Source organism: Amycolatopsis sp. MtRt-6 (genome assembly GCF_017308975.1).
In the GTDB taxonomy this organism is placed as follows: domain Bacteria; phylum Actinomycetota; class Actinomycetes; order Mycobacteriales; family Pseudonocardiaceae; genus Amycolatopsis.
Genome location: NZ_JADWPD010000029.1, coordinates 80,862 through 105,443 on the forward strand (window position 1 = coordinate 80,862; position 24,582 = coordinate 105,443).

Consider the following 24,582-nt stretch of genomic DNA (forward strand, 5'->3'; position numbering starts at 1 on the left):
GCCGATACTGGCGTCCCCACCGTGCAGAGGAGCCGCCAGCATGGCCAGCCGCGTCGTCTTACCCCTGACCGCCGCGCAGACCGAGCTGTGGTACCGCTGGGAAGAAGCCCGCGACAAGGCGATCTTCAACGTCGCCGGGTACTACGACATCCGGGGACCGTTCGACCCCGAGCTGTGGACCGCGGCGGTGCGGCAGGTCGTGCGCGAAGCGGAAACGCTGCGGGTGCGCTTCGAGGTGGTGGGCGAGGAACCCCGCCAGGTGGTCGAGCCCGCCGGCGTGGACGTCCCGGTGCTGGACCTGAGCGGGGAACCGGACCCGGCCGCGGCGGCCGAAGCGCTGATGTGGGCCGGCGTGCGGACCCCGTTCGACCCTTCCGTGCCGCTCGTGCCCCGCTGCGTGCTCTACCGGCTCGGCCCGGGGCGATGGCGCTTCTTCATGTGCCTGCACCACCTGGCCGCCGACGGCTTCAGCCAGGGACTGCTGTTGAAGCGGCTGACCGACGTCTACGACGCGCTCGTCTCGGGCCGCCCGTCGGACGACGACGCGTTGCCGCCGTTGGCGGTCCTCGTCGACGACGATCGTACTTACCACAGCGGCTCGGCCGAGTTCGACACCGACCGTGCATTGTGGACGGAGCGCTTCCCTGACCCGCCGGAGCTGATCAGCCTCTCCACCCGCGCCCCCGTGCTCGCGACGGACGTCGTGCGGCGGTCGGCGTGGCTGTCCCGCGCCGACTCCGAGCGGCTGAAGGAAAGCGCGTGGCAGGCGCGGGTGGCGTTGCCCGAACTGGTCGTCGCGGCGACCGCGGCCTTCGTGCGGCGGATGACCGGGTCGCCGGACGTGCTGCTGACCCTGCTGACGACCGGCCGCCGCGGTGCGGCCACGCGGCGGATTCCCGGCGTGCTGGCGAACCCCCTGCCCCTGCCGCTGACCGTCCGCCCGGACCTGACCCGCGGCGAGCTGCTCGCCCGCACCGCGGCGGAGGTCCGGCGCACGGTGCGGCACCAGCGGTACCGCGGCCGCCTGGTGCGGGGCCACCTGGGACTGCCGGGCGACGTCCGCCCGTTCGGTCCGGCCGTGAACGTCCTCGGGCTGGGCCAGGTGCGCTCGTTCGGCGGCTGCGTCGCGACCGGACGCGTGCTGTCCACCGGTCCCGTGGACGACCTCGAGTTCATCGTCGGCGAGACCGAAGGCGACGGGCTTTTCCTCGACGTCAACGCCAACCCGGCGCTGTACACCGGCGACGAGCTGGACCGGCTGCTGCGGCTGTTCGTGGAGTTCCTCGCGGAGTTCGCGAACTTCGCCGACGACCGGCCGCTGGCCCGGCTCGAAGCCGGTCCGGCCCGGCCACCGTGGGGCGACGGCGAACCACGTCCCACCGAGCACCTCGGCGAGCTGCTGCGCGCGGTGGCGGAAACCGCGCCGGACACGGAAGCCGTGCTGGCCGGCGAGGGAGCGTGGTCGTACGGGCAGCTCCTGGGCCTCGCCCGCAAGGTCGGCGCCGGTCTGGTGGCGGCCGGGGCGGGGCCCGAGTCCGTCGTCGGCGTCATGGGTGAGCCCGGCGGCGGGTTCGCGGGCGCGGTGCTGGGCGTGTGGGCAGCGGGTGGAGCATACGTGCCGGTGGACCCGGCGGAGCCGGCCGATCTCGCGGGCTGCGACGCCGGGTTCCTGGTGACCGGCCTGCGGTGGCGTGCGACGGCGGAGGAGATCGCCGCGCGCGTTCCCGGCCTGCGGCTGCTCGTCGTCGAAGACCTTCCCGAAGCCACGGAGTTCGCTTTCGTGCCGAGGCACGAAAGCAGCGCCGCCTTCGTCAACGGCCCGGTGGTCTGCGACGCCGGGCTGATGAACCAGCTCCGGGCCCGGATCGAGGAGCTGGGGATCACCGCGGCCGGCACTGTGCTGCTGGACGCGCCGCTGACGTCCGGCCGCTCGGTGTGGCAGCTGTTCGCCGCGCTGGCGGTGGGCGGCCGGGTGCGGATCGCCGGGGACGGCGGTCCGGTCGCCGAGGTCACCCCCACGGCATACGGCCTCACCGAGTGCTCCGGCGCCGTCCACATCGGACGAACCGTGCGCAACACCCGGATCGCCGTGCTGGGCCCGGATCTGCGGCCGCTGCCGGCGGGCGTCACGGGCGAGGTGTACGTCGGCGGTGCCGGGGTGGCCCGGGGCCTCGCGGGCGACCCCGCGGCCACCGCGGCCCGGTTCGTCGCCGATCCGGCGGGCCCGCCGGGGTCGCGGATGGTCCGGACCGGCGACCGGGCCCGCTGGACCACCACCGGTGATCTGGAGTACGTCGACGCCGCGAGCCTCCGCGGGGTGCGCCTGGACCTCGGCGCGATCGCGGCCGCGCTGCGCGGGCTCGGCGGCGTGCGCGACGCCGTCGCGGTAGTGCGCCCGGCCCCGTCGGGAGAGCCGTTCCTGGTCGGCTACGTCGAGGGCGAACCGGACGAATCCGCCGCGCGGGCGGTGCTGACCGCCGGGCTCCCGGCCGCGGTGAAGCCGGCGGTCCTGGTCACGACCGTCGACCGGATTCCGCTGGACCGCAAGGGGAAGATCGATCGCGGGCGGCTGCCGGAACCGGCGTGGCCCGCCGTGCCCGGGGGCAAGCCGCGCGACGAGCGCGAAGAAACGCTCGCGGAGCTGTTCGCGGAAGTGCTGGGGCACCCCGCCGGCGGAGGCGACTTCTTCGCCCTCGGCGGGCACTCGCTGCTCGCCATCCGGCTGGTCCGGCGGATCCGCGAGGTGTTCGGGACGAACCTGGGTGTTTCGGCCGTGTTCGAAGCGCCGACCGTGGCGGCACTGGCCGCGACGATCGCGGCGCACGGCGGCTCGGCCCGCCCGGCACTGCGGACGGCCCAGCGGCCGGACCGGGTGCCGCTGTCCTACGCCCAGCAGCGGCTGTGGTTCCTCGAAGAGCTCGGTGAAGCCGGCTCCGCGTACCACGTCCCTGTGCTCGTGCGCCTGTCCGGCCCGGTCGACCCGGCGGCGCTGCACCTGGCCCTCGGCGACGTGCTCACCCGGCACGAAAGCCTCCGCACGGTGTTCCCGGCCCACGAGCAGGTGCCGTACCAGCACGTCCTCGACCCGGACACGGCACTGCGGCGCCTGGCGTTCGACACGGTGCCGATCGCCGAAGCCGACCTCGACGCCGCCGTGGCGGTGGCCGTGCGGCGGCCGTTCGCCCTGGCGGCGGACCTGCCGTTGCGGGCCCGGCTGTTCCGCCTCGCGCCGGAGAACCACGTCCTGCTGCTGGTGATGCACCACATCACCGGTGACGCGATGTCGTGGGCCCCGGTGTGGCGCGACTTCACCGCCGCCTACGAGACACGGGCGAGTGGTGGGATCCCGGCCCCGCCGGAGCTGCCCGCGCAGTACGCGGACTTCGCGGTGTGGCAACGGGAAATGCTGGGCTCGCAGTCCGATCCGGACAGTGTCGTGCGCCGCCAGCTGGACTTCTGGCGGGCCGCGCTGGCCGGGGTACCGGACGAGCTGCCGCTCCCCTTCGACCGGCCCCGGGCGGCGGCTCCGTCGGCGGACGGCGGCCGGGTGCCGTTCGCGGTGGACGCCGAGCTGCACGCCGGGCTCGGCGACCTCGCCCACCGCGGCGGCGCGACGGTCTTCATGGTGGTCCAGGCGGCTTTCGCCGTGCTGCTGGCGAAACTGGGCGCCGGCACCGACATCCCGATCGGCACGGCCTGCGCGGGCCGGGCGGAGGCGGCACTGGACGACCTGGTCGGCTTCTTCGTCAACACGGTGGTGCTGCGCACCGACGTCTCGGGCGACCCGTCGTTCGACGCGCTGCTGGCCCGGGTCCGGGAGACCGACCTGGCCGCGTTCGCCCACCAGGACGTGCCGTTCGAGCTCGTCGTGGACGCGCTCAACCCGGCACGCTCCCTCACGCGCAACCCGCTGTTCCAGGTGATGGTCGTCGCCCGGGCGCAGGCGGACCGGCACAGCGACCTGGCCGGCGTCCGGGCCACGGTCGAAGAGCTGCACACCCCTACCGCGAAGTTCGACCTGCTGCTCGACTACGCGGAGTCCTTCGAAGACGGCGAGCCCGCCGGGCTCGCGGGCGCGCTGGAGTACCGCGCGGACCTGTTCGACGCGGGCACCGCCGAGCGGCTGGCCGGCCGGCTGACCCGGGTGCTCGAAGCCGTCGCGGCGGCACCCGGGCGGCCGATCTCCGGCATCGACGTCCTGGCCGATGACGAGCGGCACCAGGTGGTGACCGCGTGGAACGACACCGGGCACCCGGTCCCGGCCGTGACGATGCCGGAGCTGTTCGCCGCCCAGGCCGTGGCGACCCCGGACGCACCCGCCGTGGTGTTCGAAGGCGAAACGGTCACGTATGCGGACCTGGCGGCCCGGGTCGACCGGCTGGCCGGGGCGCTCGTGGCGGCCGGGGCGGGACCGGAGCGGGTGGTGGCCGTCGTGCTGCCGCGCTCGGTGGAGCTCATCGTGGCACTGCACGCGATCGCGCGGTCGGGCGCGGCGTTCCTGCCGGTCGACCCGGACTACCCCGCCCAGCGGATCGGGCACCTGCTCGGCGACGCCGCGCCGGTGCTGGTGGTCACCAACGCCACCGCCGCCGCGCTGGTTCCGGCCACTGTGGACAGTCCGGTGCTCTCGCTCGACGACGACCTCCCGCCGTCGCGGCCCCTGCCGGAAGCCCGACCCCACGGGAGCAACGCCGCCTATGTGCTCTACACCTCGGGCTCGACCGGACGGCCGAAGGGGGTCGTGGTGTCCCACGCGGCGCTGGCGAACCGCGTGCTGTGGATGCAGGGCGCCTACGGGCTGTCCGCCGGCGACCGCGTGCTGCAGAAGACCTCCTGCGGGTTCGACGTGTCGGTGTGGGAGTTCTTCTGGCCCCTGGTCACCGGGGCGACGCTGGTCGTGGCCCGCCCGGACGGGCACCGCGACCCGTGGTACCTGGCCGAGGTGATCCGCCGCGAGGCCGTGACCGACCTGCACTTCGTGCCGTCCATGCTGCGCGAGTTCCTGGGAGCGGCCGACCCCGCCGGGTGCCCGAGCCTGCGGCGCGTCTACTGCAGTGGGGAAGCGCTTTCCCCGCCGCTGCGCGCGGAGTTCCACGCGAAGCTCGCCGCCGAGCTGCACAACCTCTACGGCCCGACCGAGGCCGCCATCGACGTCACGGCGTGGGCGTCGCCGCCCGACCGGGAGCTGCCGGTGGTGCCGATCGGGCGGCCGGTGTGGAACACCCGGCTGTACGTGCTGGACGACCGGCTGCGGCCGGTGCCGCCCGGCGCACCCGGGGAGCTGTACCTCGCCGGGGTCCAGCTCGCCCGCGGGTACCGGGGCCGCCCGGGGCTGACCGCGGAACGGTTCGTGGCGAGCCCGTTCGGCGACGGCGAGCGCATCTACCGGACCGGGGACCGGGCCCGCTGGAACCGCCACGGCGAGATCGAGTACCTGGGCCGGGCCGACCACCAGGTCAAGATCCGCGGGGTGCGGATCGAACCGGGCGAGATCGAAGCCGCGCTGCGGGACCACGACACCGTCGCCGAGGCCGTCGTGCTGGCCCTGCCCGACGCCGCGGGCGGCCAGGAGCTGGTGGCCTACGTCGTCGCCGCGCCCGGTCACGCGTGCGACACCGACGTGCTGCGCGCCCACGCGGCGGGCCGGCTGCCCGCCGTGATGGTGCCCGCCGGGTTCGTGCCCGTCGACGCGTTCCCGGTGACCGCGCACGGAAAGCTCGACCGGGCCGCGCTGCCCCGGCTGGAGCGCACGGCAGGTGGCACCCGGGTGCCTCCCCCGGCCCTCCCCGGGCGGGTGCCGGTCGAGCTGCCGGCCGCCCGCGAGCGGCTGGCCGGGCTCGCGGCGGAGGCCGGGGTGTCCCCCGACGCCGCGGCGCGGGCGGTGTGGACGGTCCTGGTCGCCAAACTGGGTCTCGGCGACGACGTGCCGGCGGTGCCGGGCTCGGTGACGGTCCGCGACCTGATCCGGCGGAGCGAGGACACCTCCGGCGAGCTGAGCTACGCGGCCGGGCTGTTCGGCCCGACCGGACCGGCCGAGGTGCGGGCCTGCTTCGAGGCGGCCGTCGAAGCCGTCCTGGCAAACCCGGATGCCGCGGCCGTCACGCTGGACCTGGGCGCCGAGCCCGCCCGGCAGCCCGCCCGCGAAGACGTCACGACGACGCTGGTGGACCTCTGGCAGGCGCAGGTGGCGGCTTCGGCGGACCGCGTCGCCGTCACCTGCGGCCGCGAGCAGGTCACCTACCGGGAGCTGGACGCGCGGGCCAACCGGCTGGCGCACGCGCTGATCGCCCGGGGCGTCGGCCCCGACCGGCTGGTCGCGCTGCTGCTCCCCCGCTCGGTGGACCTCGTCGTCGCCATCCTGGCGGTGCTGAAGGCCGGCGGTGCCTACCTGCCGCTGGACCCGGAATGCGCGGAAGGCCACCTCGCCCACGTGCTCGGCGACGCCGAGCCGCTTCTGGTGATCAGCCCCCACGCGGTCGAGACCGGGGTCCCCTGCCTGGCACTCGACGACCCCGGGCTCGCCAGGCACCCGCGGACACCGCCCGGACGGCGGATCCTGCCGGGCCAGCTCGCCTACGTCATCTACACCTCCGGCTCGACCGGCCGGGCGAAGGGCGTGCTCGTCTCGCACGCCAACGTGACCCGCCTCTTCGCCTCGGCCGCCCGCTGGTTCCGCTTCGGGCCGGACGACGTCTGGACCCTCTACCACTCCTACGCGTTCGACTTCTCGGTGTGGGAGCTCTGGGGTGCCCTGCTGCACGGCGGGCGCCTGGTCGTGGTGCCCCTCGACACCGCCCGGACGCCGCGGGACTTCCGGCGGCTGCTCGCCGAGGAGCGGGTCACGACGGTGTGCCAGACCCCGTCGGCCTTCCTGCACCTCACCGCGGACCGGCCGCAGGACTGGGACCGGCCCGCGGTGCGCACCGTGATCTTCGGGGGCGAAGCGCTCGAACCGCGCCGCCTGGCGGACTGGTACGGCCGGCGGTCCGGCGAAGCCCCGCTGCTGGTCAACATGTACGGGATCACCGAGACGACCGTGCACGTGACCTACCGGGAGCTCGGCGCGGACGCCGTGACGCACGACGGCAGCCCGATCGGGGTGCCGCTGCCCGACCTGCGGGTGTTCGTGCTCGACCGGGGCCTGCGGCCGGTCCCCGCCGGCGTGCCCGGCGAGCTGTACGTCGCCGGGCCGGGACTCGCCCGTGGCTACCTCGGCCGCGCCGGGCTCACCGCCGGCCGGTTCGTCGCCTGCCCGTTCGGCGACGGCGAGCGGATGTACCGGACCGGGGACCTGGGCCGGTGGAGCCACACCGGCGAGCTCGAGTTCGCCGGCCGGGCCGACAGCCAGCTCAAGATCTCCGGGTACCGGATCGAGCCCGGCGAGGTGGAGTCCGTGCTGGCCGGGCACCCCGCGGTCGGCGAGGTCGCGGCCGGGGCGGCGCCGGACCGGCGGGGCGAGACGCAGCTGGTCGCCTACGTCGTCCCGGCGGCGGGCGCCGCGCTCGACGTCGACGAGCTGCGCGCGTGGACCCGGACGCAACTGCCCTCGTACCTGGTGCCCTCGGCGTTCCTGGTACTGCGGGACCTCCCGCTGACCCCGCACGGCAAGCTGGACCGGCGGGCGTTGCCCGGCCCGGTCTTCTCGGGCGGGCGAGGACGGCGGCCCGGGACCACGGCCGAAGAGAAGCTGTGCGCGCTGTTCGCCGACGTGCTGGGCGTCGACCGGGTTTCGCCGGAGGACGGCTTCTTCGAGCTGGGCGGGCATTCCCTGCTGGCCGCGAGGCTGGTGGGGCGGATCCACGCGGACTTCGGGGTGGCGCTGAGCGTCCGGGCGGTGTTCGAAGAGCCGACGGCGGCGAAGCTGCTGACGGCGATCGAACGGGCGGCCGCGGCGGCCCCCCTGGTGAGCGCGGCCCGGCCGCCGCGTCCGGACCGCCTGCCGCTTTCGCCCGCCCAGGAGCGGATCTGGGTCGAGCAGCGCCTTTCCGGCCCGTCTCCCCTGTACAACATCCCTGCCGCCGTAAGGCTTTCCGGTCCGCTCGACCGCGAAGCCCTCGGCGCGGCGCTGGCGGACGTCGTCGCCCGCCACGAAAGCCTGCGGACCGTGGTCGCCGACACCGACGGCGTGGCTCACCAGGTGATCCGCGACCGGGTTTCGCCGGAACTGCCCGTCACCGAGGTCACCGCCGAGGCGCTCGGCGCCGCCGTCGCGGCCCACGCACGCGAGCCGTTCGACCTCGCCGAAGACCTTCCACTGCGCGCCCACCTGTTCGTCCTCGGCGAGCACGAGCACGTGCTTTCCGTTGTCGTGCACCACGTCGCCGCCGACGGCTGGTCGCTGGACCCGCTGGCCCGGGACCTCTCGCGGGCCTACGCGGCCCGGGCGCGGGGGCAGGCGCCGGACTGGGCCCCGCTGCCCCTGCAGTACGCGGATCACGTGCTGGCGCAGCGGGAACGGCCGGACGACGAGCAGGTGGAGTTCTGGCGGCGGGCCCTCGACGGCCTGCCGGAGGAGCTACCGCTGCCCACCGACCGGCCGCGTCCCGCCACGCCGTCGCACCGCGGCGACGTCGTCGAATTCGCCGTCGAAGCCGGGCTGCACCGCGGGATCACCGACCTCGCGGCGGCCGCCGGGGTGACCGAGTTCATGGTGGTGCACGCGGCGCTGGTCACCCTGCTCGGCAAGCTGGGCGCGGGCTCGGACATCGCGATCGGCACGCCGGTGGCCGGCCGCGGCGACACCGCTCTCGACGACTTGATCGGCCTGTTCGCCAACACCCTGGTGCTGCGGGTGGACCTGTCGGGGCGGCCGACCTTCCGCGAGCTGCTCGGCCGGGTGCGCGAAACCGACGTCGCCGCGCTGGCCCACCAGGACGTCCCGTTCGCCCGGGTGACGAACGGGCGGCGGCCGTTCGGAGTGCTGCTGGCGTTCCAGACCACGGCCGAGCCGCGCCTGGACCTGCCCGGCCTGACAGCCGAGATCGTCCCGGCCGGCACCGGGACGGCGAAGTTCGACCTGTCGTTCGCCCTCGTCCCCCGCCGCGGCGAGGGCATGCGGGGGTACCTCGAATTCGCCACCGACCTCTTCGACCGCTCGACCGCGGAGGCCCTGACCGCCCGGCTCGTCCGGGTCCTCGCGGCCGCGGTGGCCGCCCCGGACGCGATGGCGGGCGGGATCGACGTGCTCACCCCCGCCGAACGCGACCTCGTCCTCGCCGCGTCCCACGGCCCCCGCCGCCGGCTCCCGGCCACCACGGTGCCCGCGTGGTTCGCGGCCACGGCGGCTGAGCGCGGCGAGGACACCGCGGTGCTCTTCGACGGCACCGAGATCTCCTACCGCGAGCTCGACGAGCGCGCGAACCGGCTGGCCCACGTGCTGATCGGGAAGGGTGCGGGCCCGGACCGGATCGTCGCGCTGCAGCTGCCGCCGTCGATCGAACTGATCGTGGCGCTGCTCGCGGTCCTCAAGTCCGGGGCCGCCTACCTGACCGTCGACCCCGCCTACCCGGCCGAACGGATCGCCCACCTGCTGGAGAACGCGCGGCCCACGGTGGTGCTCACCCCGGGCGACCTCGTGGGCGACGGGCCCGCGACGGCGCCGGAAGTGCCGCTGCGGCCGGACAACGCGGCCTACGTCATCTTCACGTCCGGTTCGACCGGGACGCCCAAGGGCGTCGTCGTCGAGCACCGCAACATCGTGGCGCTGGTCGCCGATCACATCGGACGGTTCGGGATCGACCGCGGCACCCGCCTCCTGCAGTTCGCGCCGCTCGGGTTCGATGCCGCAACGGGTGAAATCCTCGTGGCACTGCTCGCGGGCGCGGTGCTGGTACCGGTGCCGGCGGAGCAGCGCGTCCCCGGCGAGCCGCTGGCGCGGCTGGTGGCCGAGACGGGCGCGAACTTCGTCGCCCTGCCGCCCACGGTGCTGGCGACCCTGCCGCCCGGCGGGCTGCCCGAGGGGATCACGCTGATGACCGCCGGGGAGGAGTGCCCGCCCGGGCTGGCCGACCGCTGGGCGCCGGGCCGCCGGATGGTCAACGCCTACGGGCCGACCGAAACCACCGTCTCGGTCACGATCACCGAGCCCCTGGAGACCGGCGCCCGGCTCACCATCGGGCGCCCCCTGGCCAACACGACGGCCCACGTGCTCGACGAGTGGCTGCGGCCGGTCCCACCCGGGGTCCCCGGTGAGCTCTACCTCGGCGGCGCGCAGGTGTCCCGCGGCTACCTCGGCCGTCCCGGGCCGACCGCGTCACGGTTCGTCGCCGCCCCGGACGGTGCCCGGCTCTACCGCAGCGGCGACCTCGCCGCGTGGACGGCCGAAGGCACGCTCGCCTACCTCGGCCGCGCCGACGACCAGGTGAAGCTCCGCGGCTTCCGGGTCGAGCCCGGCGAGGTCGAGGCGGTCCTCGCCGGCCACCCCGCGGTCCGGCAGGCCGCGGTGCTCCTCCGCGAGGACCGGCCGGGGCGGCGGCAGCTGGTGGCCTACTACGTCGGTGACGACGCCCCGCTGCGCGAGTACCTGCGCGGGCGCCTGCCCGAGCACATGGTGCCCGCGGCGGTGATCCGGCTGCCGGAGTTTCCCCGGACACCGCACGGGAAACTCGACCGGGCCGCGCTGCCCGCTCCGCGGTTCGAGAGCGGCGCCGCCGAGCCCCGCACGGAGGCGGAGCGGGTGTTCTGCGCCGTGCTGGCCGACGTGCTCGGGCTGGCGTCGGTGGGTGCCGAAGACAGCTTTTTCGACCTGGGCGGCGACAGCATCATCGCCCTGCAGGTGGTGAGCCGGGCCCGCAAGGCGGGGTGGACGCTGCATCCGCGTGACGTCCTGCTCGGCGGGACCGCGGCGAAGATGGCCGAGGCCGCCGAGCCGGTGCGCGGCGGGACCACGGCGGACATCGACCCGGTCGGACCCGTCGAGGACACCCCGATGGTGGCCTGGCTGCGCCGCACCGGCGGGTCGGCTGCCGGGTTCAACCAGTCGATGCTCGTGCAGACCCCGGCCGGGATCGGGCCGGCGGAACTGGACGCCGTGCTGGCCGCGCTGCTCGACCACCACGACGCGCTCCGGCTCGTCGACACCGGCGACGGCCTGGAGGTCCGGCCGCCCGGCTCGGTGACGGTGCGGGTGTCCACTGTGGACGTCACCGGGCTCGGACCGGAGGCCGTGCGAACCGAGCTGGCCCGGCACGGCGCCGCCGCCCAGGCGGAGCTGGACCCGGCGGCGGGCGAGCTGGTCCGGGCGGTCTGGTTCGACGCCGGGCCCGCCGAGCGCGGCCGCCTGCTGCTGGTGGTGCACCACCTCGCCGTGGACGGCGTCTCGTGGCGGATCCTCCTGGAGGACCTGGCCACGGCGTGGACGGCCGTGCGCGCGGCGGCGGTCCCGGTCCTCGAGCCGGTGGGCACGTCCGTGCGGCAGTGGGCCCGGCTCCTGACCGCGCGGCTGCCCGAGGTGACGGCCGACCGCGAGCGCTGGGCGGAGGTGACGCGGGACGTCCGGCCGTGGCTCGGGCGGCCCCTCGACCCGGCACGGGACACGGCCGCGACGCTGCGCCGGCTGCGGCTGGACCTGCCCGCTTCGACGTTGGCGGCCGGGACACCGGGAATCCTGGAGCGCCTGCTGGCAGCACTCGCGCTGGCGGCCGCGGGCTTCCGGCGACGCCGGGGCGACCAGGGCAGCGCGCTGACGGTGACGCTCGAAGGACACGGGCGCGACGACTTCGACCTGACCCGCACGGTCGGCTGGTTCACGACCGTGTACCCGGTCCGGCTCGACCCGGGACCGGCGGGCGGCACCCGGCCGTGGACCGACCCCCACGCGGTCCACGACGTGCTGCGCCGGACGCAGGAGCAGCTGCGGGCCGGGCCGGCCGACCGGCTGGGCTACGGTCTGCTTCGCTTCCTGCACCCGGAGGACGGCGACGTGCTCGGCGCGGATCCCGAAATCGCCTTCAACTACCTCGGCCGCTACCCGGCCGGGGCCCCGGCCGACTGGGCGGTGGCGCCGGAACCGTCCCCGGTGCCCGAAGCCGGCCCGGGAATGGCGGTACCGGCCGTGCTCACGGTGAACGCCGCCCTCGAGGACGGCCCGAGCGGGCTCCGGCTCGTCGCCCACTGGAGCTGGGCGGGAAACTGCCTCACCGACGAAGAGGCGCACGAACTCGCCGACGGCTGGGCGGCCGCGGTGGCGGCACTGCCCACGGCCGGCACGGGCGCCGCCGGGCTTACCCTGCCCGGACTCGGCCGGGACGAGCTGGACGAACTCGGCGAAGGTCTCGACGGGTGGTGATCACGTTCGCCGGTGACGCGGTCACGCCGGGTTTCACGCCGGCGTCGCGGGTTCGGCGCCCAGCGCCGCGACCAGGTCGGCCACCCGGTGGTGCGCCTCCAACGGGTGACGTAGCCGGCCTTCCGGGTGGATCTTGTAGTGGTTGCGCCGGCCGACGCGCTCGCGCTCCAAGTAGCCCTCGGCGATCAGGTCGGCGAGGATGAGCTGCACGCCGCGCTCGGTGATCCCGACCCGCTCGGCGATGTCGTGCAGGGTCCGGTCGGGATCCGCGGCGACGCACAGCAGGACGTGCGCGTGGTTGCTGAGGAACGTCCACGAAGCCATACCCGTCACATTAACCGTCCGAACTTGACAGACGAAGTCCAGTTCGTCATTCTGGTGGCAGCGGAGGGGAGTACCCGCCCGGTCCGGCATCGTCAATCCGGCTGCACATGTGCGGCCCGGTGCCGGCGTCACCTTCGGGTGATCGGGGAGACCTCCGGTTCGTCACCGAACCGGAGGAGTATCTCGTGACCGTCCCGTTCTGGGCCTGGGTCGCCGTGCTCGGCGTCATCCTGGCCATGCTCGCGGTCGACCTGCTGGCCCACCGCCGCACACCCGTGGTCGGCGTCCGGTCGGCGCTCGCGTGGTCGGGCGCGTGGGTGGTCCTGGGGCTCGCCTTCGGTGCCGTGGTCTGGTGGGTCTGGGGCGCGGAGTTCGCGGGCCAGTACTTCGCCGGCTACGTCATCGAGAAGTCCCTGGCGGTCGACAACGTCTTCGTGTTCGCGATCATCTTCGGCTACTTCGCCGTCCCCCGCGAATACCAGCACCGCATCCTGTTCTACGGCGTGATCGGTGCCCTGGTGTTCCGGGCGGTGTTCATCGCCGCGGGCTCGGTGCTGATCGCGAGTTTTTCCTGGATCCTCTACGTCTTCGGCGCTTTCCTGGTCGTCACCGGCATCCGGATGGCCAGGCACCGGGACGAGACGGTCGACTACGAGCAGAACCGCGTGCTGCGGCTGTTCCGCCGGATCGTCCCGTCGACCGACGGCGACCACGGCGGCAAGTTCCTGGTGCGCCAGGCCGGCCGCTGGGTGGCGACGCCGCTGCTGACGGTCCTGGTGCTGATCGAGGTCACCGACGTCGTCTTCGCGGTCGACTCGATTCCGGCGATCTTCGCGGTCACCCAGGAACCGTTCCTGGTGTTCACGTCGAACGCCTTCGCGGTGCTGGGCTTGCGGGCGATGTACTTCCTGCTCGCCGACGTGATGCACCGGTTCGTGTACCTGAAGGTCGGCTTGGCGCTGGTGCTGGTCTGGGTCGGCGTGAAGATGCTGCTCCTGGACATCTGGAAGATCCCGACGGCGTTGTCCCTGGGCGTGGTGGCGGCCATCCTCGCCACGGCGGTCGCCGCCAGCTTGATCCGCACTCGAACTCCGGTTTCCCCGAAAGGATGATGATGAATTTCACTCGCTTCACAACGGCCGCGCTGGCCGGCGGCCTGGTCTTGACGCTCACCGGCTGCGGCGTGGCGGAGACGGCGGGCCAGGTGAGCAACGCGGCCTCGACGGCAGCGGTCTGCGCGGACGCGCTCCGCATAGCAACGGCCAACCTGGACGTGACAAACCCCCAGGCGGCGGCCGACAAAGCCCACGCATCGGCGGAAGAGCTGACAGGCCTGGCAGCCAAGGCGGCGAACACGTCGGCAGCGGAGGCGATCAACAACCTGGCAACGACCATGCGCGAGACAACGGTCGACAGCCTGGTGAAGACACCGGCGGAGTGGGTCCAGAAGAAGGCGGACCAGGTGACGGCGCTGACCAAGGCTTGCGGCGGGTGAGTGCCCGGCTCGGCCGGGCCCTGAGTGGCTCGGCCGGGCGACGACCGGATCGGCGGCCGGATCGGCGGAGGCTGGTCGGGCGTCCGCGGGTCAGCGGAGGCGGGTGTCCTCGCCGGCTCCGCCGAGCCGGGTTCAGGTGCCCGGCAGGCCCGCCCCAGCCAACCCCGCCCAAGCCAACCCCGCCCCCAGCCGGCCAGGCCTGACCCAGCCGGGTCGGGGCTGCCCGCCATGCCCCGCCCGTCCCCGCGATCCCCACCCCAGGAGCCCTCATGTCCGTTTCCCCCGCCCCCACTGCTGCCGCCGGGGAGCTGACTGGGGTGGCCGGGTGGGCCGTCGGGCTCATGGAATCTCTCGGTGGGCCCGGGGCCGCCCTTGTCGTCGGGCTCGACAACCTCTTTCCTCCGCTTCCCAGTGAACTCGTCCTGCCGCTCGCCGGGTTCGCCGCCGGGCGGGGGGCCTTCTCGCTCGGTGGTGCCCTCTTCTGGACCACGCTCGGCTCCGTTGCCGGTGCCGTTGTCGTCTACCTGCTCGGGCTGCGGCTCGGGCACGACCGCACGCGCCGGCTCGTCGGGCGGATTCCGCTCGTCAAGACCGACGATTTCGACCGGACCGCCGCGTGGTTCGCCCGGCACGGCGGCAAAGCCGTCTTCTTCGGACGCATGATCCCGCTCTTCCGCAGCTTCATCTCCGTGCCCGCCGGCGTCGAACGCATGCCGTTCGGGCGGTTCCTGCTCTACACCACCGCCGGCAGCCTCGTCTGGAACACCGGGTTCGTCGTCGCGGGCTATCTGCTCGGCGAAAACTGGGCGGTCGTCGAGCGGTATGCGTCGATCTTCCAGTACGTCGTTTTCGCCGCGATCGCCGTTGCCGTCGGCCTGTTCGTGGTCCGCCGGGTGCGGGGACGCAAGCACGTCTAAAGTTCGGGCATGAACGCCCTGCGGGAACGCGTGTACGCGACACTGGTGGGTCTGTCGACCGTGCTCCTCCTGCTGAACTACACCGCCGGCACGTCCGCGGGCGAAGCCGTCGCCGAAATCGGGGCCGCGATGGGCGCGCTCTGCCTGGCCGGCGGGTTCGCCGACGTCAGCGCGCACCGCATCACCCACGGCAGCTTCCCCCGCGGCGACGACCTCCGCCACATCCTGACGGCCACCGGCCACGTCCTGGAGACGGCACTGCTGCCCGTCCTCTGCGTCGGCGCCGCGGCGCTCGGCTGGCTGCCGCTCGACACCGCGTTGTGGATCGCCGCCCTGTCGCTGGTGCTCACCATCGCCACGCTGGCCCTGCTCGCGACGCGGCGGACCACCGTCCGGTGGCCGGTCAAGCTGCTGCTCTTCGTCGTCGAGGTGGCGATCGCGCTCGCCGTCGTGGGCGTGAAGCTGATCGCCCACTAGGGCCTCAATCGCAGCCGTGTCGAGCTGGTGTGCTCGTGGGTGTGGGCCTGTCCCGTGGTCAGGCTGTGAATGGGAGTGGTTCGTGGAGGTTGTTGCGCCGGGGTTGTCGGCGTCGGAGAAGGCATCGCCGTAGCGCTGTGGGGTGGTGCGGAAGTCGGGACCCTCATCCCCGGTGCGGCGCTCGGCCAGAGCATCCAACAACGCGTTCGCACGGGTGCCGGTCTCATCATCGAACCGGCCGCTCAATTCCCAGACCCCGGTTCTTTTAAGGCGCAGGAACAGTTCCCGGGTGGGAACCACGGGTTCGGGGCCGTCGGGGGCGAGGTGAGCGAGGATGCGGGCACCGAGGGCAGCGACCTGCTTGTGCCCGGCCTCCTCGGCGAAAGCCAGCAGGTTGGCCTCAGCACTCACGCAATGCTCGGGCGGAACCTGGCTCAGCACAGAGGTGATCACATCGATCATCGGGTTACTCAACCGCCCCGCCCGAGCCGCAACACCGGTCGCGGGAGCCAGCCGGGCGGCGGAGCGGTAGCCGAACAGCTCCATCACCCCGCGCTGTTCGATTTCCACCAGCACCGCACCAAGTTCGGCCTCAGCAGACCGCATGCGCGCGACCAACTCACCGATGCGGTCGGCAAGAGCCACCGCCTCGGAGGAGAGAGCCGCATCGCTGGTCATACCTCCAAACTACCGGCCATCGAACACAGGGTCATCACTCGATCGTGCATGAAACCCAGAAAACCGGAAACCATTGCAGGGCAACCAAAGCGCGCCTGAAACCCAGCCACCGCGAGACAGGTCCTAGAGCCGAGCCGGCAGCCCGGCCACCGTCACCAGCCGCGGGTCGTGGAACTTGACCGCCCGTGCGAACCTGCCGGAAGTGATCGTGAAAACCCACAGCCCGTCGGCTCGCCCGCGCAGGTAGCTGCCCGCTGCGGGCTGGCCGTTCGCGCGGGTCGGCAGCAGCCGCACGGCGCCGCCCCGCCCTGCGAACGCGCGCTCCATGAACGGCAGGCACACGCCCACGCCCCGGAACCACACCGGGTGCGGCACGGCTTCGAGGCTGAAGTCGTCCTGGATGACGGCTCGCAGCGCCGCGGTGTCCTCGGTCTCGAACGCCGCGATGTAGCGGTCGAGCAGCGCGCGCTCGGCCGGCTCCGGCAGCCTGGCCTCCGGGTCCAGCTCGTCGAGCCGGACGCGGGCGCGCTGCAGGAGGCTCTTCACCGCGGGCACGCTGATGCCGAGGACGTCCGCGATCTCGGCGGCCGACCACGAAAGCACTTCGCGCAGCAGGAAAGCCGCGCGCTGCCGGGGTGGCAGGTGCTGCAGCGCGGCCACCAGCGCGAGCCGGACGGACTCGCGCCGGACGACGACCTCGCCCGGGTCGCCCAGCACTGCGTCGGGCAGCGGTCCCAGCCACGCGATCGAGTCGTCGGCGAAGACGTGCGCCCCGGGGTCGTCCGACGGCGCCCCGAGCCCGGACGGCAGCACGCGCCGGCTCCGGTGGTTCAGCTCGGTGAGGCAGGTGTTGGTCGCGATCCGGTAGAGCCACGTCTTGAGGGACGACCGGCCCTCGAAGGCGTCCACACCCCGCGCGGCCTTGAGGTAGGTCTCCTGGACGACGTCTTCGGCGTCCTGATAGGACCCGGTCATCCGGTAGCAGTGCGCGACCAGCGCCGGGCGCAGCGAGCCGAACTCGTCCCGCAGCCGCTCCTCGGAAGACACCACACGCTCCTCGTCCGTCATGGTCATCGTCGATCATCCCGCCCGAGGGCGGCGAGCAGGCGGACGCCGGGCGGGTGCCCCGGCGGCAGGGCGACGGGCTCGGCGAACATGCCCCGGCGGGTACCCCGGTCGAGCACCGACGGCAGTGCGGCGAGCAACCGGACGGCGAGGTCGTCGGGGACCGGCCGGGCCCGGTTCGCGTCCCAGCCGTGGACGGCGGCTTCGAGCGCGCCCACGACGAGCAGCCGGTGACACGGCAGCGGCAGCCCGTCGACGGCGACCGCGCGCCGGCCGCGCAGATCGGTCGCCGCGGACGCGAGCGCGGCCGCCGCCCGGCCGAGGTCGCGCCGGAGCTTCCGGGCGGTGACCGGCCCGGTCCGCGGCGACGGGGCCGGCGGGACGGCGCCGGAGGCGAGCGAGGTCGCGACACAGCGGAGGGACCGCGTGAGGTGGGCCAGCGCGTCGGCGACGGTCCAGCCGGCGCAGGCCGAGGGGCGGCCGAGATCGGCGAGCCCGACCCCGGCCGCCGACGCGACGGCGTAGTCGAGGGCGGCGGTGAGCATCACCTCATCGGCGGGCATCCGGCACCTCCGCGTCCCCAGGGCGGCGTGCCGCGCAACGGGATTCGGCGTCACGCACCCGGCACCGCCATCCCCGCCGCGCGGCGCAGCTCCCCGAGCCCGTCGCGCATCGCCGCGAACCCCGCTCGGTAGAACCGGGGCCCGAAGGACACCCTGGCGACCCCCAGCGACGCCAGGGTGGCCAAGTCCAGCTCGGCACCAGTGTTCCCGTTGACCGGCCCGCCCACGCCGTCGACCACCTCCCCCAGGTCGGCCGCGCTCGAAACCCCGATCGGGTACACGCAGTCCGCCCCCGCCGCGCGGTAGAGCCGGCCACGCCGGATCGCCTCCGCCGTCCGCTCGGCCCCGGAAAACCCCCTGGAAGGCAGGAAAGTGTCGATCCGCGCGTTGACGACCAACGCCGCTCCCGCCGCCGCGCGGACTCCGGCCAAGCGGTCCGCCTGGGCCGCCGCCGGCACCAGTCCCCCGGTCCGGTGGTCGGTGTCCTCCAGGTTGCACCCCGCCGCCCCGGCGGCGAGCAACTCGGCGACGAGCTGGTCCGGCGCCAGGCCGTAGCCCGCCTCGGCGTCCACCGTCACCGGAACCGGCGCCGCGCGGGCGATCCGCGCCACGGCGGCGAACATCTCCCGCCACGGCGCCCGCTCGCCGTCCTCGTACCCCAGCGCGTCGGCCACCGCCGCGCTCGACGTCGCCACCACCGGGAACCCGGCCTCGACGACCAGTGAAGCGCTCGCCTCGTCCCACGCGTTCGGCAGCACCAGGAGCTTCCCGTGGTGCAGTTCGCGCAGCAGATCGGCCTTCGGGTCAGCCATCACTCGGCTCCTTCGGAACGACGGGGAACCACGGAACCGGCCAGCCCGCCCACCCCGGCGAGGACGGCGCTCAGCACGGCGGCGACGCTGAACCCGGCCGAGAACTCCGCGCTCGACGCGTAGCCGCCGGCCAGCGAGAACCCGGCCACCATGACCGCGACCCCGAACGCCCCGCCGAGCTGCCGCATCGCACTGAAGGCGCCGGACGCCTTGCCGAGGAACCGCGGCGCGACCGACGTCAGCACCGCGCTCTGCGCCGCCGGCAGGCACATCGCGATCCCCGTCCCGGACAGCACGAGCGGCACGGCGATCACCCAGTAGCCGATCCCCGGCCCGGCCACCAGGGCGAGCCAGAGCATGGCCAGGCCGTGCAGTCCCAGCCCGGCCACGATGAACGGCCGTTCGCCGAACCGGCCGACCAGCCGGCCCGCCAGCTGCGGGACGACCGTCGTCGTCAGTCCCCACGGCACCAGCCCGAGCCCGGCGGCCAGTGGCCCGTACCCCAGGCCCTCCTGCAGGAACTGGGCCATGAAGAACACGGCGCCCAGCGCCGATGCCCAGTGGCAGAAGATCACGGCGTTGCCCGCGGCGAACCGGCGGGAGCGGAACAGGTGCGGCGGCAGCATCGGGTGGGCGGCCCGCCGCTGCCACCCCACGAACGCGCCGAGCGCCACGAGGCCCGCCGCGAGCGGCGCCAGCGTCGCCACCGCGGTCCAGCCCGCCGAGTTGCCCTGGGCCAGGCCCCACACCACCCCGAACGAGCCGGCGCCGGCCAGCAGCAGGCCCGGAACGTCGAGGGCCGGGTCCGGGCCGTGGCTCTCCTCGGTCCGGGTCAGCGCGAAGGACGCCAGCACCGCGCCGATCGGGACGTTGATCCAGAAGATCCACGGCCACGAGACGCCCTCCACGACCGCGCCGCCGAGCAGCGGCCCGAGCGGCACCGCCACCCCGCTGATCCCGGCGAAGACGCCGAGGGCCTTGGCGCGGAGTTCCGGCGGGTACGCGGCGCCGAGCAGGGCGAGCGCGAGCGGCATGACGAACGCGGCCCCGGCGCCCTGCAGCACCCGCCCGGCGATCAGCACGGCCACGTCGGGCGCGACCGCGCAGACCAGCGACGCCGCCGCGAACAGCGTCACCCCGGCCGCGAAGACCCGGCGCCGTCCCCAGCGGTCACCGGCGGCCGCCGCCGTCAGAAGCAGGACGGCGAAGCTCAGGCCGTAGGCGTTGACCGTCCATTCGAGCTCGGTGACCGACGCGCCGAGGTCGTTCTTGATCGCCGTCAGCGCGGTCGCCACGACCAGCGCGTCGAGGACGACCATCAGCGACGCGACCGACGTGATGGCGAGCACCCACCTTCGCCGGGCCGGCCCGGCGGTCACCGGTGTGGGTGAAGTCCTGGTGTGCACTCGTGTCTCCTTGCCTCCGGGCACCGGCGGTTTCGCCGCTTCCGGAGACTTGGACACCGCGCGGGCCCCGAAGGAATCGGTGCCGCCGGTTCAGCCGGTCGCCCGGCCGAACCGGGCCGCCAGCGCCCGGATGTGGCCGACGAGCTCCGGTGGCTCGTGCACCTCGAAGTCGAAGCCCTTGCCGGCCACGTAGATCGCCAGCTCGTCGAGCGAATCCGAGCCGGCGCGCAGGGTGCAGCGGTGCTCGTCGATCGGCTCCAGCGCCGCGGTGGTGGGGGCGATGCGCTCGGCCGCGGTCTCGGCACTGACGTGCAGGGTGAACCGGCCCTGGTAGCGGTAGGCCGACGTCGAGATCGCCCGTGAGGTGTAGCCGCCGAGGTCCGGGTCGGGCGGGGTGCGCGGGGTGAACCGGGGCCCGGTGGGCGTCCGGGGGTCGAGGCGGTCGACGCGGTAGGTGCGCCAGTCTTCGCGGTCGACGTCCCAGCCGACGAGGTACCAGCGCCGTCCGGTGTGCACCAGCCGGTGCGGCTCGGTCGTGCGGACGCTCTCGGTGCCGTCGTGGGCGCGGTAGCCGAAGCGCAACCGCACCGAGTCGCGGACGGCGGCGGCGATCGCGGTGAGCGTGTCCGGGTCGGCGGTGGGGCCGGTGTTGGCCAGCGGCACCGTCGCCGACCGCAGAGCGTTGATCCGGTGGCGCAGCCGCGACGGCAGCACCTGCTCGAGCTTGGCCAGCGCCCGCACCGACGTCTCCTCGATGCCGGTGATCGAGCCGCCGGCCGCGGTGCGCAGGCCCATCGCGACGGCGACGGCCTCGTCGTCGTCGAGCAGCAGCGGTGGCAGGGCCGCGCCGGCGCCCAGCCGGTAGCCGGCGGTGCCCGCGGTGGCGAGCACGGGGTAGCCGAGCGCGCGCAGCCGCTCGATGTCGCGGCGCACGGTCCGCGGCGTGATGCCGAGGCGTTCGGCCAGTTCCGCTCCGGACCAGTCGCGCCGGGTCTGCAGGAGCGAGAGCAGGCGCAGCAGCCGCGCCGAGGTTTCCCACATGGGTTTCATTCTGCTCTTTCGCCTAGGACCGAAGTTGACCTAACCGGCTTCTAGGGTTGGAGTCATGGCAAACACCGAGATCCGGCCCTTCACCATCGACGTCCCCCAAGCCGACCTGGACGACCTGCACGACCGCCTCGCTCGCACCCGCTGGGCGGCGGACCTGCCCGGCGCCGGCTGGAGCCGCGGCGTGCCGGTGAGCTACCTCAAGGAGCTGGCCGGGTACTGGCGCGACGGCTACGACTGGCGCGCCCACGAGCGGCGGCTGAACGCGTTCCCGCAGTTCGTCACCGAGATCGACGGGCAGGACATCCACTTCCTGCACGTCCGCTCGCCCGAGCCGGACGCCCTGCCGCTGCTGCTGATCCACGGCTGGCCCGGGTCGGTCGTGGAGTTCCTGAACGTGATCGGCCCGCTCAGCGAGACGTTCCACCTGGTGATCCCCTCGATCCCCGGCACGGCCTTCTCCGGGCCGACCCGCGAGGCGGGCTGGGACACCGGCCGGATCACCCGGGCGTTCGCCGAGCTGATGGACCGCCTCGGCTACGACCGCTACGGCGTCCAGGGCGGCGACACCGGCGCGATCGTCGGCCCGGGCCTCGGGCGGCTCAACCCGGACAAGGTCGTCGGCGTGCACGCGAACGGGCTCTACGCCTTCGGCGCCCCGGACGACGGCGTCGAGCTGACCGAAGCCGAGAAGGAACGGCTGAAGCACTTCGAGTACCTGCGGACCGAGGGGGCCGGCTACGTGGCGATGCAGACGACCCGGCCGCAGACGCTGGCGCACGGGCTGCACGATTCGCCGGTGGGGCAGCTGGCGTGGATCGTGGAGAAGTTCAAGGAGTGGACCGACCCGGCGGCGGAGCTGCCGGAGGACGCGGTGGACCGGGACCTGATGCTCACCAACGTGATGCTCTACTGGCTGACCGGCACGGGCGGGTCGTCGGCCAACTGCTACTACGAGACCGCGCACGCGGGCGCGTGGGGCGCGAGCGCGCGCTCCCCGGTGCCGACGGGGGTGGCGGTGTTCCCGCTGGACGTGTCGATCCGCAGCGCCCTCGACCGCGAGCACACGATCGTCCACTGGTCGGAGTTTTCGCGTGGCGGCCACTTCGCGGCGCTGGAAGCGCCCGATCTGCTGGTGGCCGACGTCCGGGAGTTCTTCGGCAAACTGGGGGCATGAGCGAAGCTTTGATCATCGGCGACCTGCAGCGGGGCATCACGGACCGGTTCCCGTTCACGCGGCAGGTGCTGACACCGGTGGGCGAGCTGCTGCCCCGGGCACGGGCGGCGGGAGCGCTGGTGGTGCACGTCCAGACGGCGTTCCGCGTCAACCGCGCGGACCTGCCGCCGGACAGCGCGCTGTTCGCCGCGTTCTTCGAGGCGGCGGACGTGTTCCACGAGGGCTCCCCGGGTATCGAGCCGGCCCTGCCGGTGGAGCCGGCGGACGTGGTGGTGCGCAAGCGCCGGGCGAGCGCGTTCGCGGGCACGGACCTGGACCTCGTGCTCCGGGCCCGCGGGGTCACGGCGGTGACGCTGACGGGAGTGGCGACGAGCGCGATGGTCGCGGCGACGGCGTACGACGCGGCGGACCGGGGGTACGGCGTTTCGGTGCTGGCGGACGGGTGTGCCGACGAGGATCCGGGGGTGCACGAGTTCTTCGTGGAGCGGGTGTTCCCGAGTCGTGGCTTCGAGGTCCGCGACTGCGCCGGGTGGGGGTAAACCGGGCCGGGCCGGCGGCTGCCTGGCAGGACCCGCCCTCCCTGGGGGTCCGTCCCCGCTCCAGCGTATCGGGAGGGTCTGACGGAAAGCCGCGCCAAACCGCTGGTCGGCCTGCCTTGTCCACAGCCCGGCCCCGTTGTGGACAAGGCGGGCGCTTCGGGGGCGGGAGCCGGGCCGTCCGCACAACAGCCACGACCCGACCGGCGCACCCACGCCCGCCGCCCCACCCCGGCAAGCCACCCACACGGCACCCGCCACCCACCGCGCACCCACACCCGCGAACCCCAGTCCCGCCAGCCAACCGAGCCACCCGCACGGCCCCACGACCGACCGGCGCGCCCGCCGCCCACCCCGGCAAGCCGCCAAACCACCCGGCGCCCCACGCCCGCCGCCGACCCGACAAGCCGCCCGCAACCACCGCGCACCCACACCCGCCCGCCCCACCCCGGCAAGCCGAGCCACCCCCACACACCTCCAAGCCCGCCCGGCCGCTTTCCCCCGCACCAGGTGAAGCCGAAGCACCCGCGACCCGGCACCGTGGCCTCGCCGCCGCTCGTCTCCGGAGGTTTGCATGGTGCGTGCCACTCTCACCGATGTCCCGGCTTCCCGGTTCCGCAGGCCCCGGCGGGCCCGGGACCGGCGAGCGGGCCGCGCCTTCCGGGGACTTGCCGACCGGTTCGGCAGTGGCGGTGCCCCGCTCCCCCACAAAATTCCGTGGCCTCCCGAGACCGCGTCCGGTCACGGGACCGGCGGTGCCCCGCTCCCCCGGGCGCTCGTCGTGCTGCTGGGCGCCGCCGCCGCGGTTGTCGTGCTCGGCGGGGTGCGGGCCGTTGCCTGGTTCGCCGGGCCCGTCTTCCTCGCGCTCGTCGTCGTCATCACCCTCGATCCGGTGCGCACCTGGCTGCGGCGCAACGGATGGCCGCGGTGGCTGACCGTCGGCGTGCTCGTCGTCACCGTCTACGCCGTCCTGGTCGGCTTCTTCCTCGTCTTCGTCGTCTCCGTCGCCCAGCTGTCGGCGCTGCTCCCCCGCTACACCGGCCGCGTCGACGAACTGCTCCACGACGGCCTCACCGTCCTCGGCCGGCTCGGGGTCGGGGAACCCGAACTGCGGGCCATGCTGTCGTCGGTCGACACCGGGAAGCTCGTCGGCCTGGCCGGCTCCCTGCTCGCCGGCGTCGGCGGGCTGGTCACGAACCTGGCCTTCCTCTTCGCCCTCCTGCTGTTCCTCGGCGCCGAAACCGCCTGGGCCGGGCAACGCCTCGGCCGGATCGGGCGGGACCGGCCGTGGATCTCCGCCGCGCTGCGCGGATTCGCGACGGGCACCCGGCGGTACCTCGTCGTGACGACCGTGTTCGGCGGGGTCGTGGCCGCGCTCGACACCACCGCGCTCGCCCTGCTCGGCGTTCCGGGCGCCCTGCTGTGGGGCTTGCTCGCCTTCGTCACCAACTACATCCCGAACGTCGGCTTCGTGATCGGCGTCGCCCCGCCCGCGGTCATCGCGCTCCTCGACGGCGGATGGCGCCGGCTGCTCGCCGTGCTCGTCGTGTACGCCGTGCTGAACTTCGTGGTGCAGTCCCTCGTCCAGCCCCGGTTCGTGGCCGGCTCGGTCGGTCTGTCCACTTTGGTCACCGTGCTGGCGCTGGTGTTCTGGACCTGGCTGCTGGGCCCGCTCGGCGCGGTGCTCGCCGTGCCGGCGACGCTGCTGGCCAAGGCCCTGCTGGTGGACGTCGACCCGCGGGCCCGCTGGGCCGAGGCGTTGCTCTCCGCCCCGCGCCGCGAAAGCGAACCCGGCTGAA

15 protein-coding genes are annotated in these 24,582 nt (G+C 74.1%); 9 read left to right on the top strand and 6 right to left on the bottom strand.

All coding sequences use genetic code 11. The annotated features are described in order from the left end of the window. Window positions 1-40: 40 nt before the first annotated feature. Window positions 41-12,286, top strand: a complete 12,246-nt coding sequence (locus I4Q55_RS36785) for a non-ribosomal peptide synthetase (protein WP_206794715.1) — start codon at window positions 41-43, stop codon at window positions 12,284-12,286. Window positions 12,287-12,319: 33 nt separating this feature from the next. On the opposite strand, the gene I4Q55_RS36790 is transcribed toward I4Q55_RS36785, so the two are convergent. After that, on the bottom strand, window positions 12,320-12,610 hold the full coding sequence (locus I4Q55_RS36790; protein WP_206794717.1) for a winged helix-turn-helix domain-containing protein: 291 nt from the start codon (window positions 12,608-12,610) through the stop codon (window positions 12,320-12,322). Between the two features lie 185 nt (window positions 12,611-12,795). On the opposite strand from I4Q55_RS36790, the gene I4Q55_RS36795 reads away from it, so the two are divergent. From I4Q55_RS36795 to I4Q55_RS51090, 5 genes are all read left to right on the top strand, one after another. After that, window positions 12,796-13,722 (top strand): TerC family protein, encoded by a 927-nt coding sequence (locus tag I4Q55_RS36795; RefSeq protein ID WP_206794719.1) that lies wholly within the window; start codon window positions 12,796-12,798, stop codon window positions 13,720-13,722. A gap of 2 nt (window positions 13,723-13,724) precedes the next feature. After that, the gene (locus I4Q55_RS36800; protein WP_242547402.1) at window positions 13,725-14,105 is read left to right on the top strand and encodes a bacteriophage spanin2 family protein; all 381 of its coding nucleotides are present in this window, start codon (window positions 13,725-13,727) and stop codon (window positions 14,103-14,105) included. Window positions 14,106-14,374: 269 nt separating this feature from the next. Continuing rightward, complete coding sequence (locus I4Q55_RS36805) at window positions 14,375-15,022, top strand: DedA family protein (RefSeq protein WP_206794723.1); 648 nt, start codon at window positions 14,375-14,377, stop codon at window positions 15,020-15,022. Window positions 15,023-15,031: 9 nt separating this feature from the next. Beyond that, window positions 15,032-15,499, top strand: coding sequence for a hypothetical protein (locus tag I4Q55_RS36810; protein WP_206794725.1), 468 nt, complete (start codon window positions 15,032-15,034; stop codon window positions 15,497-15,499). A 69-nt stretch (window positions 15,500-15,568) separates the two neighbouring features. Further along, window positions 15,569-16,276 carry a hypothetical protein gene (locus I4Q55_RS51090; protein WP_206794727.1) on the top strand — a complete coding sequence of 236 codons (708 nt, stop codon included), beginning with the start codon at window positions 15,569-15,571 and terminating at the stop codon, window positions 16,274-16,276. A gap of 24 nt (window positions 16,277-16,300) precedes the next feature. Here I4Q55_RS51090 and I4Q55_RS36820 read toward each other — a convergent pair whose 3' ends face one another. The 5 genes from I4Q55_RS36820 to I4Q55_RS36840 all read right to left on the bottom strand — a co-directional run bounded on the left by I4Q55_RS36820 (window position 16,301) and on the right by I4Q55_RS36840 (window position 21,064). Next, complete coding sequence (locus tag I4Q55_RS36820; protein ID WP_206794822.1) at window positions 16,301-17,245, bottom strand: RNA polymerase subunit sigma-70; 945 nt, start codon at window positions 17,243-17,245, stop codon at window positions 16,301-16,303. 2 nt (window positions 17,246-17,247) lie between these two features. Beyond that, window positions 17,248-17,805 (bottom strand): maleylpyruvate isomerase family mycothiol-dependent enzyme, encoded by a 558-nt coding sequence (locus tag I4Q55_RS36825; protein WP_206794730.1) that lies wholly within the window; start codon window positions 17,803-17,805, stop codon window positions 17,248-17,250. Window positions 17,806-17,855: 50 nt separating this feature from the next. After that, window positions 17,856-18,617, bottom strand: coding sequence for an isocitrate lyase/phosphoenolpyruvate mutase family protein (locus tag I4Q55_RS36830; protein WP_206794732.1), 762 nt, complete (start codon window positions 18,615-18,617; stop codon window positions 17,856-17,858). Then, window positions 18,617-20,023 carry a DHA2 family efflux MFS transporter permease subunit gene (locus tag I4Q55_RS36835; protein ID WP_307793412.1) on the bottom strand — a complete coding sequence of 469 codons (1,407 nt, stop codon included), beginning with the start codon at window positions 20,021-20,023 and terminating at the stop codon, window positions 18,617-18,619. The genes I4Q55_RS36830 and I4Q55_RS36835 overlap by 1 nt, the downstream gene beginning before the upstream one ends. A gap of 90 nt (window positions 20,024-20,113) precedes the next feature. Further along, window positions 20,114-21,064, bottom strand: coding sequence for a YafY family protein (locus I4Q55_RS36840; RefSeq protein WP_206794737.1), 951 nt, complete (start codon window positions 21,062-21,064; stop codon window positions 20,114-20,116). Window positions 21,065-21,128: 64 nt separating this feature from the next. Here I4Q55_RS36840 and I4Q55_RS36845 point away from each other — a divergent pair, with 64 nt between their 5' ends. The 3 genes from I4Q55_RS36845 (at window position 21,129) to I4Q55_RS36855 (ending at window position 24,581) form a co-directional block, all read left to right on the top strand. After that, window positions 21,129-22,247, top strand: a complete 1,119-nt coding sequence (locus tag I4Q55_RS36845) for an epoxide hydrolase family protein (RefSeq protein ID WP_206794739.1) — start codon at window positions 21,129-21,131, stop codon at window positions 22,245-22,247. Beyond that, the gene (locus I4Q55_RS36850) at window positions 22,244-22,786 is read left to right on the top strand and encodes a cysteine hydrolase family protein (protein ID WP_206794740.1); all 543 of its coding nucleotides are present in this window, start codon (window positions 22,244-22,246) and stop codon (window positions 22,784-22,786) included. The genes I4Q55_RS36845 and I4Q55_RS36850 overlap by 4 nt, the downstream gene beginning before the upstream one ends. A 571-nt stretch (window positions 22,787-23,357) precedes the next feature. Beyond that, window positions 23,358-24,581 (top strand): AI-2E family transporter, encoded by a 1,224-nt coding sequence (locus tag I4Q55_RS36855; protein ID WP_206794742.1) that lies wholly within the window; start codon window positions 23,358-23,360, stop codon window positions 24,579-24,581. The last annotated feature ends 1 nt before the right edge of the window (window position 24,582 follow it).

Excerpts from the sequence above, each read along its gene's own strand:
- I4Q55_RS36820 (WP_206794822.1), bottom strand. The coding sequence starts at position 17,245 with ATGACGGACGAGGAGCGTGTGGTGTCTTCCGAGGAGCGGCTGCGGGAC.
- I4Q55_RS36785 (WP_206794715.1), top strand. The coding sequence starts at position 41 with ATGGCCAGCCGCGTCGTCTTACCCCTGACCGCCGCGCAGACCGAGCTG.
- I4Q55_RS36830 (WP_206794732.1), bottom strand. The coding sequence starts at position 18,617 with ATGGCTGACCCGAAGGCCGATCTGCTGCGCGAACTGCACCACGGGAAG.
- I4Q55_RS36855 (WP_206794742.1), top strand. The coding sequence starts at position 23,358 with ATGGTGCGTGCCACTCTCACCGATGTCCCGGCTTCCCGGTTCCGCAGG.
- I4Q55_RS36850 (WP_206794740.1), top strand. The coding sequence starts at position 22,244 with ATGAGCGAAGCTTTGATCATCGGCGACCTGCAGCGGGGCATCACGGAC.
- I4Q55_RS36810 (WP_206794725.1), top strand. The coding sequence starts at position 15,032 with ATGAACGCCCTGCGGGAACGCGTGTACGCGACACTGGTGGGTCTGTCG.
- I4Q55_RS36840 (WP_206794737.1), bottom strand. The coding sequence starts at position 21,064 with ATGTGGGAAACCTCGGCGCGGCTGCTGCGCCTGCTCTCGCTCCTGCAG.
- I4Q55_RS51090 (WP_206794727.1), top strand. The coding sequence starts at position 15,569 with ATGGGAGTGGTTCGTGGAGGTTGTTGCGCCGGGGTTGTCGGCGTCGGA.
- I4Q55_RS36825 (WP_206794730.1), bottom strand. The coding sequence starts at position 17,805 with ATGCCCGCCGATGAGGTGATGCTCACCGCCGCCCTCGACTACGCCGTC.
- I4Q55_RS36805 (WP_206794723.1), top strand. The coding sequence starts at position 14,375 with ATGTCCGTTTCCCCCGCCCCCACTGCTGCCGCCGGGGAGCTGACTGGG.
- I4Q55_RS36845 (WP_206794739.1), top strand. The coding sequence starts at position 21,129 with ATGGCAAACACCGAGATCCGGCCCTTCACCATCGACGTCCCCCAAGCC.
- I4Q55_RS36790 (WP_206794717.1), bottom strand. The coding sequence starts at position 12,610 with ATGGCTTCGTGGACGTTCCTCAGCAACCACGCGCACGTCCTGCTGTGC.
- I4Q55_RS36800 (WP_242547402.1), top strand. The coding sequence starts at position 13,725 with ATGAATTTCACTCGCTTCACAACGGCCGCGCTGGCCGGCGGCCTGGTC.